Below are 17,481 nucleotides of genomic sequence, written 5' to 3' on the forward strand. Positions count from 1 at the left end.
CCGGGGTTCAGGCGGGGTCGTGCGCGTGCGGCGGCAGGATCAGGATGCCGTCCTCGTCGGCGCTGATCAGGTCGCCGGGGTTCACGGTCACCCCGGCGAAGGTGACGGGCACGTCGCGTTCACCGGCAGCCACCTTGCCGCTGCGGCGTGGGTGCACGGCCAGCGCGCGAATGCCGACGTTCAGGCCCTGCAACTCAGCGGTGTCGCGCACGCAGCCGTTCACGATCACGCCCGCCCAGCCCCCCTGCTCGGCCAGTTCGCCCAGTTGCCCGCCCAGCAGCGCGCAGTTCAGGCTGCCGCCGCCGTCCACGACCAGCACGCGGCCCTCGCCCGGCGTGCCCAGCAGCTCGCGCACCAGCGGGTTGTTCTCGTGAACGCGCAGCGTGACGGCCCGCCCCGTGAAGCGCGGGCGGCCCCCGAACTCGCGGAACACGGGCGCGAACACCGGGGCGTCCGGGTACAGGTCGCTCAGGTCGGTGGTGGGCAGGTCGGCCAGCGGCAGGTCGGTCGGCGTCAACTCCGGGGTGTGGGTCATGCCCCAGTCAAGCAGGCGCGCGGCGTGCGCGGCCGGTACCCGCGCGGGAACGCCCCTGCAACCCGCCCAGGGACGCCCGGCACACGGAAGGATCAGGCGGGGTGCGGGGCGGCCGGGTGGGTGGGCGCGTGGTGGATGCGGCCCGCGTGCCCGCTCAGGAACGATCCGTCGTACCCGCGCCGCCACGCCATCAGTTCCGCCAGGATGCTCAGCGCGACCTCCTCGGGCGCCTCGGCCCCCAGGCGCAGGCCGATGGGCGAACGCAGGCGCGCGAGTTGCGCGTCCGTGAACGTCACACCCTCGCCTTCCAGCGTGGCGAGCAGGTCCAGCGCGCGGCTGCGGGGACCCAGGACGCCCACGTACTCCGCGCCGGACTCCAGCGCGTGCCGCAGACAGACCCGGTCCCGGTCCACGTGGTGGTTCATGACGATCAGGTGCGCGCGTGGCAACGGCGTGAACGCCGCGAGGTCCTCGGGGCTCAGGTCGTGCAGGGTCGCGCCGGGAAAGCGGCCGGGCGTCAGGTACGCGCCGCGCGGGTCGATCACGTGCACGTCGTAGCCCAGCGCGTGCGCCTGCGCCGAGAGCGGCATGGCGTCGTGCCCGGCGCCGTACAGCACCAGTTGCGGCGGCGGGCTGCTCAGGTCGATGAAGACCGGCGTACCCTCCGCGCCGTCCGCTCCTGGCAGGGTCAGGGTCGCGGCGCGCGGTTCGCGGCTGCCCAGGCGTTCCAGCGCCGCCGCCACCGCCGGAGCGTGCAGGTCGCTGCTCAGGGTGCCCAGGACCTCAGCGCCGGAACTCTCGCCACCGGGCAACTCGCCACCGGGCAACTCGCCACCGGGCAACTCTCCGCCGGGCAGGACCAGCACGCGGCCCTCGCCGCGCAGCGGCACGATCAGCGCCGCCGCGCGGCCCGCCTCCAGCGCCGAGAGCCACGCGCCCGTGACCGGGTCGTGGGCGTCCACGCGTTCCACGCGCACGTCCACGCTGCCGCCGCAGCCGATGCCCAGGCCCCAGGTGGCGTCCTCGGACAGGTCGTAGTGCGTGACGGTCGGCACGCCCGTGCGGATGACCTCAAGGGCCACCTCGACCACCTCGGCCTCCAGGCAGCCGCCGGACAGCATGCACACCTGCGCGCCGTCATCCAGGACCAGCATGCGCGTGCCCTCGCGGCGGTACGCGCTGCCGTGCACGCCCACGACGGTCGCAATGGCCGCCTGTTGCCCCCGGCCCAGGGCGTCACGCAGGGCGCCCAGCAGGGCGCGGGTCTCAGCAGCATTCATTGCCGCTCACTGTAGCGCCGCCAGGGTTGGCGCAAGGTGGCCCCCTTCCCTGCCCCCCGGCGCGGTTGCCCCAAGGTTTCCTGGGCGGCCCCTCACGCGCCCGCACCCGCGCGTGCGGCACACTGGGGGCATGCTGGACAACATCCTGAATACCGTCAAACGAGGCGCCGAGCGGGTGCAGCGCCGGGGCGAGGAAGTCGCGCACGCCACGCGCCTGCGCATGGAAGTCTTTCAGCTGTCGCGGGAACTCGACGGCCTGTACGCCCGCCTGGGCCGCGCGTACCACGCCGGGGCCGACGTGGAGGTCCTGGGCGGCGTGCGCGAGGACATCCGCCGCGTCGAGGAAGAAATCCGCGCCCGCGAACGCCTGATCACCGAACTCGGCGCCGACCCCGAACAGGACATGCCCGGCCCGGCCACCGACACCGGACTGGTCAGCGCGGCCACGCCTGCAAACGCGCCCGCCCCCCGGACCGAACCGACCGTTCCCGCCGCCGTTCCCCACCCGACCCCGGAGGTCCGCATGACCAAAGACACCGACACGCCCGCCACCGTCCCCACCACGCCCGACCCGACCGTGCAGCACAGCGACGAGAACCTGCCCCTGGGCGACCAGACCGCCAGCATGGGCAACGAGGCCGCCCGCGACCAGATGGCCCGCCACGACAACATGATCGAGGAAGGCAAGGCCGCCAGCCGCAACCCCGACCCGCTGGACAAGTGAACGGCTGATGGTTGATGGCTGATGGCTGATGGCTGATGGTCAACAGCGTCTGCGCGCCGAACCGACCCGCGTCAAGGCCACCCGCCTCTGCCCTGCCTACTGATCCAGTTATACGGATTCCGTTTGTTTCGTTGACAACCCGGAAGGGCGCCGGGTTGCCAACTCCACGTCCGGAATCCGTTTCTCTCCTTCTCGCATCCGCTCGGATTGAACGGCTTTATAAGCCATTCAATCGGAGTTCGTATTACTTCACGTCCCGTACGAACTGTGCGGGGCGTTTTTCCTTGAAGGCGCTCACGCCTTCCTCGTGTTCCCAGTGGTCACCGGCGAGTTGTTGCAGGCGGGCTTCCTCGTCGAGGGCCTGGTCGAGGGTGCCGGTCATGGCGGCGTTCAGGGCCTGCTTGGTGAGGTTCAGGGCGTTGGCGGGGCGCGCAGCGAGGCGTTCGGCGTAGGCCTGCACGTCCTGCGCGAAGGTGTCGTCCGGGAAGACCTGTTCGCACAGGCCCAGGCGCAGGGCGTCGTCGGCCCGGACGCGGTCGGCGAGGGCCATCATCTCGAAGGCGCGGTGGTAACCCACGAGGCGCGGCAGGAACCACGTGCTGCCGGAGTCCGGGACGAGGGCGATGTTGCTGAACACCTCGATCAGGCTGGCGGACTGCGCCCACAGGCGGATGTCACCGCTGAGCGCGAGGCTCGCCCCGGCCCCGGCGGCCACGCCGTTCACGGCGGTGATCACGGGTTTGCCCAGGCTGCGGATGGTGCGGATCAGGGGGTTGTACGTGGCGTTCAGGTGCTCGGTGAAGGTCATGCCGCGCCCGGACACGTCCCCGAGGTCCTGCCCGGCGCAGAAGCCGCGCCCGGCCCCGGTGATCACGACGACGCGCACGGCGCTGTCGGTGTCGGCGGCGCGCAGTTCGGCGGTCAGGGCGAGCAGCAGCTCGTCGTTGGCGGCGTTCAGGCGGTCCGGGCGGTTCAGGGTCAGGGTCCGTACGCCCGCGCGGGTGTGCGTGGCAATAACGCTCGTTTGGGTCATGCCCGTCAGGGTACCGCCTGCCGGGGCGCGCGGTACACTCGCCCGCGTGAGCGACCCCCACCCAGACTCCCTGAACGCCGATCAGACCGGCACCCCGAATGCGGCCGGGCGGCCCGTGATCCTGGCGCTGGATGTCAGCAAGAACCGCATCGGGTTCGCGGTGAACGCGGGCACGCTGGCGTTCGGGCGGGGCAGCGTGGACCGCAAGCGGTTGCCGCTGGACCTGAAGGCCGTGCGCCTGAAGGTCGCCGAGACCGGCGCGACCCTGCTGCTGCTGGGGTTGCCGCTGCGCACCGACGGCGCGCACAGCCCGGCCGCCGATCGCGTGCGGGCCTTCGGGAAGATCCTGACCGAGAAAGGCTACGTGATCGCCTACCAGGACGAGCGGTTCACGACCCGCCGCGCCCGTGACCTGGGTGCCGCCGACGAGGACGAGGCGGCCGCCGTGCAGATCCTGGAACTGTACCTGCTGGGCCGCTCCTGAACGCGGGCCGGGGGTGGGGTGTGCCTCACGCAGAAACGCACTGACGCTGGTCCGGGTACAGAACAATCCGGCCACGCCCGTATAATCGCGGTATTCAAAGGATCAGGTGCACCTGCCGGGCCGCCCGTGGCCCGCAGCGCAGGGCACCCACGGAGGTTTCAATGCAGGGCAACATGATGGACGTTCAACTGACCGTACCGACCATTCTCGAACGCATCCGCACGCAGTACGCCGCCCGCGAGGTCGTCAGCCTGCTGGTCGCCGGACGGGACGAGCAGGGCAACCCGGTGGCGCACAAGCACCGCACCACGTACGGGCAGGTCGCGGACCGCTCGCTGCGCCTCGCGGCCGGGCTGCTGGGCCTGGGCCTGCAACCGGGTGACCGGGTGGCGACGCTGGCCGTGAACTCGTTCCGGCACCTGGAGGCGTACCTGGGCGTGCCCAGCGCCGGGCTGGTGCTGCACACCGTGAACATCCGCCTGCACCCCGAGCAGATCGCCTGGATCCTGAACCACGCCGAGGACCGCGTGCTGCTGATCGAGAACGTGTTCGCCGCGATGATCCCCGCCCTGAAGGCCGCCTGCCCGAAACTGGAACATGTGTTCGTGCTGGGGCCCACGCCGCAGCCCATCCCGCTGCCCGGCGTGGCCGACTACGACACGTTCGTGGCGGACAGCGCCCCCCTGGCCCGCTACCCGCAGATTCAGGAGACCGACGCGGCCGCCATGTGTTACACCAGCGGCACCACCGGTAACCCCAAGGGCGTGGTGTACACGCACCGCTCCACGCTGCTGCACTCGATGGTCAGCGCCCCCAAGGACGCCCTGAACGTCGGTGAGGCCGACAGCGTACTGCCCATCGTGCCCATGTTCCACGTGAACGCCTGGGGGCTGCCGTACACCTGCGCCATGTACGGCGCCAAGCAGGTGTTCGCCGGGGTGTTCGCGGACGGCCGCAGCGTCGCCAGCCTCCTGCGGGACGAGCAGGTGACGATCACGGCGGGCGTGCCCACCATCTGGATGGGCCTGCTGGGCGAACTGGACCGCGCCGCCGCCGACGGGGAACCCTACGACCTGAGCCGCGTGGAACGCATGATCGTGGGCGGCAGCGCCGCGCCCGAAAGCATGATCCGCGCCTTCTCGGACCGCCACCACCTGAGCCTGCTGCAGGCCTGGGGCATGACCGAGACGCACCCGCTGGGCACCGCCAGCGCCGTCCCGACCGGCGTGGACCCCACCAGCGACGAGGGCTTCGCCCTGCGCGCCAAGCAGGGCCGCACCGTGCCCCTGATCGAACTGGAAATCCTGGACGATGACGGCAACCGCCTCCCGCACGACGGGAAGACCATGGGCCGCCTGATCACGCGCGGCCCCTGGGTGGCGAACAGCTACTTCAAGGGCGAGGGTCAGAAGAACTTCTTCGACCTCGACGGGCAACTCTGGTTCGACACGGGCGACATCGCCACGCTGGACGAACGCGGCTACATGCACATTCAGGACCGCGCCAAGGACCTGATCAAGAGCGGCGGCGAATGGATCGGCAGCGTCGACCTGGAAAACGCCATCATGGCCCACCCGGCCGTCGCCATGTGCGCCGTGATCGCCATGGACGACCCCAAGTGGGACGAGCGGCCCCTGGCGATCGTGACCACCCGCCCCGGCCAGAGCGTCACGCACGACGAACTGACCGAATTCATCGCGCCCAGATTCGCCAAGTGGTGGCTGCCCGACGCGACCGTCGTCACCGACCAGCTGCCCATCGGCGCGACCGGCAAGATCCTGAAACGTGAACTGCGCGACCAGTACCGCGGGTACAGCAGCAATCCCGGCCTCGTGCCGCCCGCCAGCCCCGACCGCAGCGAGTAAGCGGGAAGCAAGCAGGGCGCGGGAGGCGGGAAGCGGTGAACGACTGACCGCTTCCCGCCTCCCATCTCCCTGACCAGTTTCCCTGACTGCGGCCCGCGCACGGCGTCCCGCGCACCGCTCCCGTACACTTGCGGGCATGGCTGTTTCGGTGGATGGGCAGTGGGTGACGTTCTCGCCTCCGGCGGGTGCCGTGGGCCTGATCGGGGACATGACGGACTGGCGCAAGCGCGCGCCGCTGCCGGTGGTGGATGGCGGGCCGCTGCGCCTGCGGTTGCCGCGTGGGGCGTGGGTGGAGTACGCGTGGGTGGACGCGGCCGGCGAGGCATTCGCGGACCCGGACAACGCGCAGAAGTCCCTGAATCCGTGGTGGCCGTATCCGCGCGCGGCAGTGGTGGGCGAGTACGCGCGGCACCCGCTATGGCAGGCGCCGGACGCGACCCTGAAGGGCACAGCGCACCGCCTGACCTGGGAGGGCACGGTATTCCCCGGCACGCGCCGGGCGATCGTGTACACGCCGCACGGGTACACGGGGGGCGCGCTGCCGGTGTACTACGTGCAGGACGGCGTGGCGTTCTACCGCACCGGGAAGCTGGGCGACGTGATGGACCGCGCGGTGCAGGCCGGATTGACAGAGGGCGCGGCCCTGGTGTTCGTGGAGCCGGGCGACCGGAACGGGGAGTACTACCTGAACCCCCGCTACCTGGACTTCCTGACGGAGGAGGTGATGCCGCGCGTGGAGGGGCCGCTGGTGCAGGCGTCCGTGCGGGGCCTGTGGGGCGCGAGTCTGGGCGGGCTGATCAGCCTGTTCCTGGGCGCCCGGCACCCGGAGCTGTTCAGCCGGGTGGCGGCGCACAGCGGGGCGTTCATCGCGCGGCCCGGCGCGACCCGTGACGGCGTGATCGACACCACCACCGCCGGGGAGTGGCTGCTGGAGCAACTGCGTGACACTCCCCCCACGCACCTGACGACCAGCCTGGATACCGGCACGCTGGAATGGCTGACCGGCCCGAACCGCCGCATGGCGGGCCTGTTCGCGGACCTGGGCCTGGACCACCAGTACCGCGAGTACCCCAGCGGGCACAACTGGGTCACGTGGCGCGAGGCGCTGCCCGAGGCGTTCCTGTACCTGCAAGGCGGCGCGTAAGGGCGCGCGGGCCGGGCACTCCTCATCCCCCCGGCGGCGCGGCGCGGCATAGTTCGGGGCACACATGCGACTTCCTCTGCTCGTCCTTTCAGCTGTCCTGGGCCTCTCGGGTGCGGGCGGCGCTGGAGCCGTCACGATGACCTACCCGAACAGCACGACCATCCTTCATGAGCAGCCCGACGACTGGGCGGGCGCGCAGGCCAGCGGCGTGACCGCAGGCGCGGGCGGCCTGAGTCTGAACGCGGGCGCGGCGAGCGGCACGCTGACCTCCGGCACGCTCAGGGCGGCGGCCTTCGATGAACTGGTGCCGTCGTGGAACGCCGTGACCCCGGCGGGCGGCAGCGTGAGCGTGGAGGTCCGGACGGAACTGACCGGCGGGAGGTGGTCCCGGTGGTTCAGTTTCGGCAGCTGGAGCAGCGGCCCCGAGCGGGCCAGTCTGGACGGGCAGAAGGACGCCGCCGGGCAGGTCCTGACCGACACGCTGCGCCTGAACGCGAAGGCGACGGCCTTCCAGTACCGCGTGACCCTGCGCGGCGCGGGGACCCGCGTGACCCTGCTGGCCTTCAACGCCTCGGACCGGGCGCGGCGCGCGGCGGGCCTGGGCACGCCCGGCAACCGGGCCGCGTGGGGCCGCGAGGTGCGCGTGCCCATGCGCTCGCAGATGCTCTACCCGGACGGCGGCGAGGTCTGGTGCAGCCCCACCAGCGTCAGCATGATCATGGCCCACTGGGGCCGCACCGTGACCGTCCCGGACGCCGCGCGCGGCACCTTCGACCGCGTGTACGACGGCACCGGCAACTGGCCGTTCAATACCGCGTATGCCGCCACGCAGGGCATGCGGGCCTTCGTCACGCGCCTGCCCAGCCTCGCGCAGGCCGAGCGGTTCACGGCAGCCGGAATTCCGCTGGCGGTCAGCCTCGGCTGGAAGGTCGGGGAACTGCCGGGCGCGGCCATTCCCAGCAGCAGCGGGCACCTGATGGTCCTGACCGGCTTCGACGCGGGGGGCAACCCGGTCCTGAACGACCCGGCCGCGCCCACCGACGCGGGCGTGCGCCGCACGTACCCCCGCGCGGCCTTCGAGAAACTCTGGCTGACCCACAGCGGCGGCCTGAGCTACGTGATCGCCCCCCCCGGCACGCGCCTGCCCTGAGCGCTGCACGGGGGGCGCGCGGGTAGACTCGCGGGTATGGAGTTCCCGACCGTCTGCCCGGCGTGCGCCCGTGAGAATCGCGCGGAGTTCACGGACAGTTCCGTGCATGACCTGACCTGCGCGCACTGCGGGGCGCGGTACTGCGTGTTCCTGCGTAAGCAGCGGTTCGAGGTGCTGTTCGATCTGGGTACGCGGGCGCTGATGGATGGCTACGCGCGCGAGGCGGTCGCGAGTTTCGCGGCGGCACTGGAGCGGTTCTTCGAGTTCTACGTGTGGGCGTTCACGCTGGAGCGCGCCGCGAACGCCGAGCAGGAGTTCGGCGCGGCGCTGTCGGGGCTGGAGGGCACGTGGCGGCACGTGGCGAGTCAGTCCGAGCGGCAGCTGGGGATGTTCGCGCTGGCGTACCTGCTGCGCGAGGGCCGCGAGCCGGATTTCCTGACGGCGCGGGGCCTGGGCACGGACTTCCGCAACCGCGTGATTCACCGGGGTGCGCTGCCCACGCGCGCCGAGGTGGAGGCGTACGCGGCGCTGGTGTTCGCGCTGATCGACCGGTTGCTGACCGAGCTGGGGCCGGGCGCGGCGCACGCGGAACTGGCGCAGGAGCAGGTGTTCGCCTCGCACCTTGCGGCCCTGCCGGATGGGGTGACGGCGGTGTTCGAGGAGCATCCGGGGATGTTCCGCGCGCGGCGGTTCGGGGGGCTGGCGCCCACGCCGAAACGTTCGCCCCTGCCCGGGCTGGTGCCGGGTCAGGTGCCGGGGCAGCCGCGCAAGCCCGGGAAGGCCGTGAACGACGCGCGGGCGTACCAGCAGGCGTTGTTCCGGCAGGCCCTGGAGGAACGCGGGGCGCTGCTGCGGTCGTTCAAGGGGCCGCCGCCGGGCGGGCCGGGCAGCGGGCCGGGTCCGGAGTAGCGCGTCTGGGCAGGCGCTGGGTGCGGGGCGGGCCTCTCCCCTACACTGCGTCATGTCTGGTGTGTCTACGGGTGTGTCTGAAGTGAATGTGGTGGATCGCCGCCGTCTGGTGCGGGTGGCGCGCGGTGAGGAACCCGGCGACCTGCTGGTGCGGGGCGCGCAGGTGGTGCAGCCCGCCACGCGCGAGGTGTTCGCGGCGGACGTGCTCGTCGCGGACGGGCGGATCGCGGCGCTCGGGTCCGGGTTTCAGGCTGCGCGGGTCGTTGAGGCGCGCGGGGCGTTCCTCGCGCCGGGCTTCATCGACGCTCACGTGCACATCGAGTCGAGTCTGCTGACCCCGGCGGGCTTTGCGGGCGCGGTGCTGGGGCGCGGCACGACGGGCGTGGTGGCCGAACCGCACGAACTGGTGAACGTGCTGGGGGCCGGTGGCCTGGAGTGGATGCTGGAGGCGGGCCATTCGTCGGGGTTGCGGGTGTGGGGGTCAGCGCCGTCGTGCGTGCCGGCCAGTCCGTTCGAGGCGGGCGGCGCGGTCGTGGACGCGGCCGCCACCGCGCGGATGCTGCGCGTGCCGGGCGTGCTGGGTCTGGCCGAGATGATGAACTACCCCGGCGTGCTGGGCGGTGACGGGAGCGTGTGGGACGTGCTGGGCGCGGGGCGCGCGGCGGGCCTGCGGCTGGACGGGCACGCGTCGGGCGTGACGGGGCGGGACCTGATGGGGTACGCGGCGGCGGGACTGCACTCGGATCACGAGGCGACCACGCCCGACGAGGCCCGCGAGCGCCTGCGGGCGGGCCTGTGGCTGATGGTCCGTGAGGGCTCGGCGGCGCGGAACCTGGAGGCGCTGCTGCCGGTGCTGCTGGAACGGCCCCGGCGGGCCATGCTGGTCAGTGACGACGTGAGCGTGGACGAACTGCTGGAACTGGGGCACCTGGACCGGCTGCTGCGCACCTGCGTGGCGGGCGGCCTGCACCCGGCGGACGCGGTGGCGCTGGTGACCTGCAACCCGGCCGAGTACTGGGGGCTGCACGACTTCGGGCTGGTCGCGCCGGGGTACCACGCGGATTTCGTGCTGCTGCGGGACCTGTCGGACTTCGGGGTGCTGGAGACCTTCGTGGGTGGGCAGGAGGCGCGGGCCGGGACGGTCACGCCGCCGCTGCCGGGTGGGGGCGTGAACCTGGGGGCCGGGTGGGACGCGGCGACGTTTGACGTGCCGGCGCACTGGCCGGTCATGCAGGTCAGCGCGTCGCAGATCACGACCGGTGTGGGCGAGCCGGGCAGCGGGGACGCGCGGCTGGTCGTCGCGGACCGCTACGGGCGCGGCGAGTGGTCGGCGTGCCTGACCTCCGGCACCGGCATGGAGGGGGGGACGCTGGGCATCAGCGTGCTGCACGACGCGCACCACGCGGCGTTCCTGGGCGGCACGGACGCGGACGTGCGGGCCGCCGGGCGGGCGCTGGAGGCGATGGGTGGCGGCGTGGTGGTCGTGTCGGGCGGCGAGGTGCGGGCCAGTCTGCCGCTGCCGTTCGCGGGCCTGATGACCAGCCTGCCCCCCGCAGAGGCGGCCGCGCGCCTGGGTCAAGTCACGGCGGCGTGCCGGGCGCTGGGCTGCCGCCTGCCGTACCCGGTCACGACCCTGAGTTTCCTGGGCCTGACCGTGATTCCGGCGCTGAAACTCACGCCGCGCGGCCTGCTGGACGTGAATGCCTGGGCGTACCTGCCCTGAACCCGCCGACCGGCACCTGAACGCACCGGCTCCTGAACGGACCGGCACCCGAACCGACCGGCGCTGAACGCCGTCCAGGCGCGGCCACACCTGCCGCCGCGCCGCCGCCCGAACTGCACCCGGTGAGGGGATACCCCCCAGGCCCGGCAGCCGTTAGACTACCGTGAGGTTTTTCCCATTTCTCAATCGTCACCACAGGTCCCAGAGTCCCGTTCGCTGACGCCCACGCAGGCCCTGAAGGCCTTCTCGTGGTCGCGCGGGTGGCTGCTGTCGGCATTGATCGTCACGCAGGCCCTCACGCTGCTCGTGGCACTCTGGAGTGACCGGCAGAACTCCGAGCAGGCCCTGAAGACACAGGCGCAATCCTCGCTGGAGCAACTGGTGCGGGTCACGTCCGACAACGTCCGCAGTTACCTGCAGAGCGCCGCGCAGATCGTGCAGGTCAACCGCGCGAACATGGCCAGCGGCCTGATCAGCGCCGACGACCCCAGCGGACAACTCATGAACTTCCAGGCACTGCTGGACAGCGTGCCGCAACTGAACGGCGTGCTGGTCGGACACGCGGACGGGCGGTTCACGTTCGCGCGCCGGGACGGTCCCGACAACACCGAACGCTTCACCCGCGTGATCGAGGTCCGCCCGGAACGGCGCGTGCTGACCAGCACGTACAACCAGACCGGCACGCTGACCAGTCAGTCCAGCGAACCCAACGACTACGACCCCCGCACCCGCCCCTGGTTCACGCTGGCGCAGCAGAAGCCGGGCGCGGTCGTGTGGACCGAACCGTACATCTTCGCGTCGTCCGGGCAGCCGGGCGTGACGGTCGCGTCGTCGCTGGGCACGCCCGGCGGGTCGCTGGTGATCGGCGCGGACGTGCAACTGCGGCAACTCGCGGACTTCCTGACCGGCGTGCAGATCAGCGCGAACGGCCGCGCGTTCATCACGGACGCCGGCGGGCACGCCATCGCCACGTCCCGCGCGTGGCCCGGCGAGCCCGGCATCGGCGTGCCGCTGCTCTCGGAAGTCGCGGACCCCGCCCTGCGCGCCCTGCTGGACGACCGTGGCCTGCCCGTCACGCACGAGGGCCCCCACTGGTACGAGGTGAACGGGCAGCAGTTCGCGGCCGTCCTGCGGCCCGTCGAGGTGCAGCCCGGCGTGAACTGGATGGTCGGCGTGTACGCGCCCACCACCGACTTCACAGCTGGACTGAACGGGTCGCGCAGCCCGCTGCTGTTCGTGCTGCTGGTCAGCCTGGGCGGCAGCCTGCTGGCGTGGCCGATCGTGCTGCGCGCCACGCGCCCCCTGGCCGAACTGCAACGGCAGGCGACCACCGATTACCTGACCGGCCTGCCCAACCGCGCGAGTTTCATGGCGCAGCTGAACGAGACGCTGCGCGACCCGCCACACGGCGCGGCGCTGGGCGTCGCCATGTTCGACCTGGACGGCTTCAAGCAGGTGAACGACACCTTCGGCCACCACGCCGGGGACGAGGTGCTGCACGCGGTGGGTGCGCGCATGCTGGCCGCGCTGCGCGTCGGGGACACGCTGGGCCGCCTGGGCGGCGACGAGTTCGCGCTGCTGATCCAGGCGAACTCCCGCGAGGAAGTGCGCCTGCGCGTCGAGGGCGTGCTGGACGCCATCGCCCGGCGCCCCATCATCGTGGACGGCGTCTCACACGAACTGGCCTCCACGGCCGGACTCGCCTTCCATGACACGGGCACCCGCACCACCCACACCACCGAACCCCGCGCCGAGAGCAGCGCCCAGCTGATCAGCCGCGCCGACACGGCCCTGATCCGGGGCAAACGCCGCGAGAAGGGCCGCGTGTGGGTCGAGGGTGAGGTCACCATGCCCACACTGTTCAGGTGACGGAAGGCAGCGGGCACGCACCCTGAAAACAGCTACCCGGCGCCAGCCTGATCAATGGTGCGGACACTGTTCGGGCGCCAGAGGGGAACAGCATGGAAAGCGTCTTCTGTAACGCCATTCCTGCTCACCCCCTCCCAGCCTCCCCCCTCAAGGGGGAGGGGTAACCACTGCGTGTTCATCGCTGGTCTGCCCTGAAGTCATGAACCTGTCCGCACCATTGCTCATACGGACTCCGATTGAATGGCCTTTGCAGCCCATTCAATTCGGAGTCAGCCTTATAGGCCGATCGTCAGTTCGGGTTGCGCGGGACCGGCGCGGTCGGCGGCGATGGCCTGGGCCACCACGTCCGGCGTGACGGCGCCTTTCGGCACGCGGCCCACCTGCGCCCACAGGCCCGTGTCCACGGCGGGCGGCAGGACCAGCGTGATCCCGACACCCCGGTGCTCCAGCCGCGCCACCTCGGCCGCGCGGGCCAGGGCGGCCTTGCTGGCCGCGTACTGACTGAAGCCCCGCGCGGTCACCAGTTCCGGCCGCGCGCCGATCAGGTACACGCGCCCGCCCGCGTTCAGGTGCCCCAGCCCGTGCTTGAGCACCCACAACGCCCCGAAGTAATTGGCGTTCCACACCGCCCGCACGTGCGTGGGATCGGCATCCTTGAGCGGTTCGGGCAGGGCCGCGCCCGCCGCGTACACCAGCGTATCCAGCGGCGACACACCCTCCAGCAGCGCCCGGACGTGACTCTCGTAGCCCACGTCCGCCGCGCGGTGGGCCGCGCCCAGTTCGGCAGCCAGCGCCGTCAGGACGGCCTCATTACGCCCGGAAAGGGTCAGCGTGTGACCTGCGGCCGCAAAGGCCCGCGCTGTCGCCGCGCCGATCCCGCCCGTCGCGCCCAGAATCAGGGTGTTCATGCAGGTAGTAGGCGCCGCCCCGGACGGCGGGACCGTCAGCTGGAACACCGAACCAGCCCGGCAGCCATCCTTCAGCTGGGCGACAGGTGATCCCGCAAGGCCCGCGCCTGCGCCTCGAACCCCGCCTGCACCCACCGCATGGGCACCAGCGACGCCGCCGGACCGTGAAAGACTTCCTCGGTGGCGTAGGCCGCGCCGCCGTTCGGCAGCTGCCGGAGGGTCTGCACCCGCTCCGACCGCAGCAGGCCCCAGCGGGCCAGGGGGCTGTCGTACCGCCACGCGACCAGCGCCGCGCCGCCCGCCGGGGGCTGCACGCGCGTGACCAGCTCATCGGAATACATGAACCGGCCCCCACGCCAGGGCAACTTGAAGCGCATCCGCACGCCCTCGGCGGCGCGGCTGGCTCCCGTGACCTCCACCACGAACGGATTCCAGCTGCCGTAGGCACTGAAGTCCACCAGCAGGTCGAAGACCCGCTCCAGGGGGGCCTGCACGGTGATCTCGGTCCGGGCGACACGGGGCATGAGAGCGAGTCTACCGGTCAGCGCAGCCCCGCTGTACCGGGACGGACCATGCGGCTCAGCTCAGGTGAACCGGCATCAGCTTCAATCGCAGTGAACTGTGCTGTGCGGGTCGCGGGCCAGCGCCACCACGCGCCGCACCTGACCCGGCAGGTTACGCGGCAGGCTCAGGGGCGGCAGGGCATCCACGGGGAAGAAGGCGCTGTCCAGCGTCTCCAGGTTCTCCGCGTGCGCCGCTACGCCCGCGCCGGTCAGGTCGCACTGCACGAACAGTTTGTACACCGCCCACAGGTCCGGCGGGTGCGGGTGCTGCGCCTTGTCCATCACGGCCAGCAGCCGCACGGCACGCACGGTGCGCCCGGTCTCCTCGAAGACCTCGCGCACGGCGATCTGGGTGGGACTCTCGCCGGGGTCGGCCCAGCCGCCGGGAAGGCTCCACGCACCGTCGCTGCGTTCGCGGGTCAGCAGGACCTCGCCCGCCGCGTTCAGCACGACGGCCCGCACGTCCACCTTTGGCGTCAGGTACCCCTCCTCTGCGCGCAGCAGCCCGGTCACGGTGGCGGGGCTCTGACCGGTCTGCTCGGCCAGCAGTTCGGCGGTCAGGTCCCGCAGGCGCGCGAAGCGGGTCAGGTCGAACGGATCACGGGAGTACGTGAGGCCCTCCTGGGCGATGGCCTGAAGTTCCCGGAGCTGCGCGAGGGTCGGCATGCCCGCCACTCTACGGGTCGGGCGTACTGCCCAGCGTCCACCCTTCGACGGGCTGGTAGGCCCCGCCGGGGCCGGGTTTGCGCATCCAGACGAGGTCCGTGGCGGTGAACGTCAGGGGCTGCGGGAACGCCAGCCGCGCGGCGTCCAGTAGGGCATCCAGATTCACGTCCCGCCGCCCGAGGGCCAGCGTGAGGTGCGGGGTCATGTGCGGTCCCTCGTACCCGAAGCGCCGGGTGGGCCGCAGGGCGTCCAGCAGGTCGAGGTGCAGCTGCACGGCGCCGGGGCTGCGGGCGGGCAGGTGCAGGGCGCTGCCGTTCGGGAACACGCGCGGCGCGATCAGTTCGACCGGGACGGGCGGGGTCGCCGCCGCGACCGCCGGGACCAGTGCCAGCCAGCACAGATGGTCGTCCAGGCCACTGCGGGCCTTCACGGTGACGTGCGGGACCGCCGCCGCGTCGCGCACACCGTGGGCCTCGCGGAACGCCACGACCTGGGCCTCGATGTCCGGTGGGGGCCGCAGCGCCAGCAGGTGCGACGGGCTCACGGGGCAGTTGGGATGATCGGGACGGGTGGGTCGGTCAGGGCGTCGCGCGCCATCAGTACGTGCAGGACGTCCAGGATGCCCGCGTGATTCTCCCGGTCAGTACCGGAGTGCGCGCGGGTCGCGGCCCACCACGCCCGCTTGCGGTTCAGGAGGCTGGGGTCGGCCTGAGCGACCTTCCAGGCGTGCAGGGCATGACGGGCGTTCAGGGTCAGGGGGCGAGCGTCGGCCTTCGCAGGCACGCCCCGCACGTACCCGTGCTCGGCCAGCGAGACGAACGTGGAGCGGGGACAGCCCTTGTTCAGGGTACTGGGCGTTCCCTCCACCAGACGCTGCGCGGCGGCCCAGGCGTCGCGGGGGGTCAGCCCCTGCCGCGTGCCGTCCAGCGCCCGGTCAGTCAGCTGCTCGTACACCGTTCCGACCTGACGTTTTTCAGCCTGTGGAACGCCTTTTTTCCCGGTCGTCATGCCCCAGCGTACACCCCACGGGCGTCCGGGCGGCCCGGACGCGCCGGGGGTGGGTCGGCTACAGTTTCAGGTGTGAACCAGTCCCCCACCGAGCCGCTGAAGCGGACGCCCCTGCATGCCGCGCACCTGCGCGCCGGAGCCCGAATGGTGCCCTTCGGCGGGTGGGACATGCCCGTGCAGTACGCGGGCGTGAAAGCCGAACACGACGCCGTCCGCAACGCCGCCGGTGTGTTCGACGTGTCCCACATGGGCGAATTCCGCGTGCAGGGCAGCGGCGCACTGGCGTTCCTGCAACACGTCACCACCAACGACGTCAGCAAACTCAAGCCCGGCCGCGCGCAGTACAACTGGCTGCCCGGCGTGTCCGGCGGCCTCGTGGACGACATCTACATCTACATGGTCGCGCCAGACGAGTACCTGACGGTCGTGAACGCCAGCAACATCGCCAAGGACTGGGCGCACCTCAGCGCGCACGCAGGCGAGTTCGACGTCACCCTGACCGACGAGAGCGACCGCTGGGGCCTGCTGGCCGTGCAGGGACCCCAGACCGAAAGCCTGCTGCAACCCCACACCGACACCGACCTGAGCAGCAGGAAGAAGAACGCCTTCTTCCCCGCCAGACTCTTCGGCTTCGACGTCATGCTGGCCCGCACCGGGTACACCGGCGAGGACGGCTTCGAAGTCTTCACGGACGCCAGCGAGGCCGAGACCATCTGGGACAAACTCCTGGCCGTCGGCTTCACGCCCGCCGGACTGGGCGCACGCGACACCCTGCGCCTGGAGGCGGGCTTCCCCCTCTACGGGCACGAATTCAGCGACACCATCCACCCGCTGAGCAGCACGTACAGCTGGGTCGTGAAGGACAAAACCCACATCGGCCACGAACACATCCGCACGGCCCCCACCCAGACCCTGATCGGCCTGAAACTGGACCGCGTGCCCGTCCGCGAAGGCTACCCCGTCAAGGTCGGCGGTGAAGTCGTCGGGCACGTCACCAGCGGCACCAGCAGCCCCACCTTCGGGCACCCCATCGCCATGGCCCTCGTGAACGCCGAGCACGCCACTCTCGACATCTTCGACGTCGAGGTGCGCGGCAAGGACCACCCCGCCACCCGCGTCCAACTGCCGTTCTACAAACGCTGACCCGCCCCCCACGTAGGCCCGCACACACCCCCCACCCCCGAAACCCGGAGAATACGACCATGACCACCACCCCCACCGAACTGAAGTACGCCGCCTCCCACGAATGGCTCGCCGCCGACGGCACAGTCGGCATCACCGACTTCGCGCAGGACCAGCTGGGCGACGTCGTGTACGTCGAACTGCCCGAAGTCGGCCGCGTCGTCGAAGCGGGCGAAACCATCGCCGTCGTCGAGAGCGTCAAGACCGCCTCTGACATCTACGCGCCCGCCAGTGGCACCATCACCGCCGTGAATGACGCCCTGAGCGGCACGCCTGAACTCGTCAACAGCGCCCCCTACGAAGGCGGCTGGCTGTTCAAACTCGACGTGACCGGCGAGGGCGACCTGATGGACGCCGCCGCGTACGAAGCCGCGAACAACTGAGGCAACCCCTCACCACAGCCCCTCTCCGCAAGCGGCTCATCCGAGTTCCCGTGGG

18 protein-coding genes are annotated in these 17,481 nt (G+C 71.4%); 10 read left to right on the top strand and 8 right to left on the bottom strand.

Annotation, left to right across the window (positions count from 1 at the left end; genetic code table 11):
• Positions 1–7: 7 nt before the first annotated feature.
• Complete coding sequence (gene rraA, locus IEY70_RS05600) at positions 8–535, bottom strand: ribonuclease E activity regulator RraA (RefSeq protein ID WP_189064023.1); 528 nt, start codon at positions 533–535, stop codon at positions 8–10.
• Positions 536–627: 92 nt separating this feature from the next.
• Positions 628–1,815, bottom strand: coding sequence for an XdhC family protein (locus tag IEY70_RS05605; protein WP_189064024.1), 1,188 nt, complete (start codon positions 1,813–1,815; stop codon positions 628–630).
• A 130-nt stretch (positions 1,816–1,945) separates the two neighbouring features.
• Between IEY70_RS05605 and IEY70_RS05610 the strand changes: the two genes are divergently transcribed.
• Positions 1,946–2,539 (top strand): hypothetical protein, encoded by a 594-nt coding sequence (locus IEY70_RS05610; protein ID WP_189064025.1) that lies wholly within the window; start codon positions 1,946–1,948, stop codon positions 2,537–2,539.
• Positions 2,540–2,783: 244 nt separating this feature from the next.
• On the opposite strand, the gene IEY70_RS05615 is transcribed toward IEY70_RS05610, so the two are convergent.
• Positions 2,784–3,572, bottom strand: coding sequence for an enoyl-CoA hydratase-related protein (locus IEY70_RS05615; protein ID WP_189064026.1), 789 nt, complete (start codon positions 3,570–3,572; stop codon positions 2,784–2,786).
• A 46-nt stretch (positions 3,573–3,618) separates the two neighbouring features.
• On the opposite strand from IEY70_RS05615, the gene ruvX reads away from it, so the two are divergent.
• From ruvX to IEY70_RS05650, 7 genes are all read left to right on the top strand, one after another.
• Complete coding sequence (gene ruvX / locus IEY70_RS05620) at positions 3,619–4,056, top strand: Holliday junction resolvase RuvX (RefSeq protein ID WP_373290749.1); 438 nt, start codon at positions 3,619–3,621, stop codon at positions 4,054–4,056.
• Positions 4,057–4,217: 161 nt separating this feature from the next.
• Positions 4,218–5,921: a long-chain fatty acid--CoA ligase gene (locus tag IEY70_RS05625; protein WP_189064028.1), complete on the top strand. Its 1,704-nt coding sequence runs from the start codon at positions 4,218–4,220 to the stop codon at positions 5,919–5,921.
• Positions 5,922–6,057: 136 nt separating this feature from the next.
• A complete protein-coding gene (locus tag IEY70_RS05630) occupies positions 6,058–7,065 on the top strand; it encodes an alpha/beta hydrolase (protein WP_189064029.1) in 1,008 nt (335 codons plus the stop codon).
• Positions 7,066–7,201: 136 nt separating this feature from the next.
• A complete protein-coding gene (locus tag IEY70_RS05635) occupies positions 7,202–8,215 on the top strand; it encodes a C39 family peptidase (protein WP_373290750.1) in 1,014 nt (337 codons plus the stop codon).
• A gap of 36 nt (positions 8,216–8,251) precedes the next feature.
• Positions 8,252–9,124 (top strand): hypothetical protein, encoded by an 873-nt coding sequence (locus IEY70_RS05640; RefSeq protein ID WP_189064031.1) that lies wholly within the window; start codon positions 8,252–8,254, stop codon positions 9,122–9,124.
• A 52-nt stretch (positions 9,125–9,176) separates the two neighbouring features.
• Positions 9,177–10,847, top strand: a complete 1,671-nt coding sequence (locus IEY70_RS05645; protein WP_189064032.1) for an adenine deaminase C-terminal domain-containing protein — start codon at positions 9,177–9,179, stop codon at positions 10,845–10,847.
• A gap of 276 nt (positions 10,848–11,123) precedes the next feature.
• A complete protein-coding gene (locus IEY70_RS05650; RefSeq protein WP_189064033.1) occupies positions 11,124–12,716 on the top strand; it encodes a sensor domain-containing diguanylate cyclase in 1,593 nt (530 codons plus the stop codon).
• A 275-nt stretch (positions 12,717–12,991) separates the two neighbouring features.
• Here the strand turns inward: IEY70_RS05650 and IEY70_RS05655 are convergent, their stop codons facing one another.
• The 5 genes from IEY70_RS05655 to IEY70_RS20910 form a co-directional block, all read right to left on the bottom strand.
• On the bottom strand, positions 12,992–13,624 hold the full coding sequence (locus tag IEY70_RS05655; RefSeq protein WP_189064034.1) for an SDR family NAD(P)-dependent oxidoreductase: 633 nt from the start codon (positions 13,622–13,624) through the stop codon (positions 12,992–12,994).
• Between the two features lie 71 nt (positions 13,625–13,695).
• Positions 13,696–14,148 (bottom strand): SRPBCC domain-containing protein, encoded by a 453-nt coding sequence (locus IEY70_RS05660; RefSeq protein ID WP_189064035.1) that lies wholly within the window; start codon positions 14,146–14,148, stop codon positions 13,696–13,698.
• 81 nt (positions 14,149–14,229) lie between these two features.
• The gene (locus IEY70_RS05665) at positions 14,230–14,853 is read right to left on the bottom strand and encodes an NUDIX hydrolase (RefSeq protein WP_189064036.1); all 624 of its coding nucleotides are present in this window, start codon (positions 14,851–14,853) and stop codon (positions 14,230–14,232) included.
• A 10-nt stretch (positions 14,854–14,863) separates the two neighbouring features.
• Positions 14,864–15,397 (bottom strand): 2'-5' RNA ligase family protein, encoded by a 534-nt coding sequence (locus tag IEY70_RS05670; protein ID WP_189064037.1) that lies wholly within the window; start codon positions 15,395–15,397, stop codon positions 14,864–14,866.
• Complete coding sequence (locus IEY70_RS20910; protein ID WP_229777668.1) at positions 15,394–15,861, bottom strand: DUF6979 family protein; 468 nt, start codon at positions 15,859–15,861, stop codon at positions 15,394–15,396. The genes IEY70_RS05670 and IEY70_RS20910 overlap by 4 nt, the downstream gene beginning before the upstream one ends.
• Before the next feature lie 72 nt (positions 15,862–15,933).
• On the opposite strand from IEY70_RS20910, the gene gcvT reads away from it, so the two are divergent.
• Positions 15,934–17,004 carry a glycine cleavage system aminomethyltransferase GcvT gene (gene gcvT, locus IEY70_RS05680; RefSeq protein ID WP_229777669.1) on the top strand — a complete coding sequence of 357 codons (1,071 nt, stop codon included), beginning with the start codon at positions 15,934–15,936 and terminating at the stop codon, positions 17,002–17,004.
• 59 nt (positions 17,005–17,063) lie between these two features.
• Entirely contained in the window at positions 17,064–17,426 is a 363-nt protein-coding gene (gene gcvH, locus IEY70_RS05685) for a glycine cleavage system protein GcvH (RefSeq protein WP_119674173.1), read from the top strand.
• Positions 17,427–17,481 lie beyond the last annotated feature (55 nt).

The sequence above is a fragment of the Deinococcus seoulensis genome, assembly GCF_014648115.1.
Classification (GTDB): Bacteria; Deinococcota; Deinococci; order Deinococcales; family Deinococcaceae; genus Deinococcus; species Deinococcus seoulensis.

Bases quoted from the DNA above. Each gene is read 5' to 3' on its own strand.
- IEY70_RS05615 (WP_189064026.1), bottom strand. From the start codon at position 3,572: ATGACCCAAACGAGCGTTATTGCCACGCACACCCGCGCGGGCGTACGG.
- gcvH (WP_119674173.1), top strand. From the start codon at position 17,064: ATGACCACCACCCCCACCGAACTGAAGTACGCCGCCTCCCACGAATGG.
- IEY70_RS05630 (WP_189064029.1), top strand. From the start codon at position 6,058: ATGGCTGTTTCGGTGGATGGGCAGTGGGTGACGTTCTCGCCTCCGGCG.
- IEY70_RS05645 (WP_189064032.1), top strand. From the start codon at position 9,177: ATGTCTGGTGTGTCTACGGGTGTGTCTGAAGTGAATGTGGTGGATCGC.
- IEY70_RS05640 (WP_189064031.1), top strand. From the start codon at position 8,252: ATGGAGTTCCCGACCGTCTGCCCGGCGTGCGCCCGTGAGAATCGCGCG.
- IEY70_RS05655 (WP_189064034.1), bottom strand. From the start codon at position 13,624: ATGAACACCCTGATTCTGGGCGCGACGGGCGGGATCGGCGCGGCGACA.
- IEY70_RS20910 (WP_229777668.1), bottom strand. From the start codon at position 15,861: ATGACGACCGGGAAAAAAGGCGTTCCACAGGCTGAAAAACGTCAGGTC.
- rraA (WP_189064023.1), bottom strand. From the start codon at position 535: ATGACCCACACCCCGGAGTTGACGCCGACCGACCTGCCGCTGGCCGAC.
- IEY70_RS05635 (WP_373290750.1), top strand. From the start codon at position 7,202: ATGACCTACCCGAACAGCACGACCATCCTTCATGAGCAGCCCGACGAC.
- IEY70_RS05610 (WP_189064025.1), top strand. From the start codon at position 1,946: ATGCTGGACAACATCCTGAATACCGTCAAACGAGGCGCCGAGCGGGTG.
- IEY70_RS05605 (WP_189064024.1), bottom strand. From the start codon at position 1,815: ATGAATGCTGCTGAGACCCGCGCCCTGCTGGGCGCCCTGCGTGACGCC.
- IEY70_RS05660 (WP_189064035.1), bottom strand. From the start codon at position 14,148: ATGCCCCGTGTCGCCCGGACCGAGATCACCGTGCAGGCCCCCCTGGAG.
- IEY70_RS05625 (WP_189064028.1), top strand. From the start codon at position 4,218: ATGCAGGGCAACATGATGGACGTTCAACTGACCGTACCGACCATTCTC.
- IEY70_RS05665 (WP_189064036.1), bottom strand. From the start codon at position 14,853: ATGCCGACCCTCGCGCAGCTCCGGGAACTTCAGGCCATCGCCCAGGAG.